At 41.7% G+C, this 506-nt stretch carries 1 protein-coding gene; it reads right to left on the bottom strand.

Going from position 1 to position 506, the window contains the following annotated elements; translation table 11 throughout:
- Positions 1-63 precede the first annotated feature (63 nt).
- Positions 64-506 (bottom strand): helix-turn-helix domain-containing protein (locus tag WMO23_RS11485; RefSeq protein WP_349174167.1); only part of this gene is annotated, 443 nt, incomplete at its 5' end.

Genomic DNA, 506 nt, shown 5'->3' with positions numbered 1-506 from the left:
CAAACCGTTTCTGCCAGTACATATAGGTTGCCTTGGGCATCTGCGTATAGGAGAGAAGATCGTTTAATTTGAATGATTTTCGGAGACTGCAGATGATTTTTGAAACCCTCTCGTTTTTGCTTCGTCCTCTAAACGCAGTCTCCTCAGTTCTTTTAAAAAAGCATTCTCTATCCGGAGTTTGAGATTTTCATCCTCTAACTCCTGGACATGTTCCACACTGGTATCGACGACTGGTTTCTGACCCTGAGTATCTGGTTTGCTGGTTCGTGATTCGCTCAAAGTTCTTTTCCTGCCTTTCTTATGTGGCCGTAATGCATCCGGCCCAGCTATTTTAAATTCATTGACCCATCTGGCAATCATTGTCGGATTGTTGATTCCTACTTGAAGGGCGAGTTCCTGATATGAAAATTCGCTTGTTAAGTAAGACTGTACCACAGAAAGTTTCTCTTTGAAAGAGTATATTTTTCGAGAGCGAGATCTTTTCAATCCATCATCTCCAAATGCTT

Origin of the sequence: Megasphaera intestinihominis, assembly GCF_040096415.1 — a bacterium.
Lineage (GTDB): Bacteria > Bacillota > Negativicutes > Veillonellales > Megasphaeraceae > Megasphaera > Megasphaera intestinihominis.
Note: the sequence above shows the minus strand (reverse complement) of the source record. Positions and strands in the feature narration are given on the sequence as shown.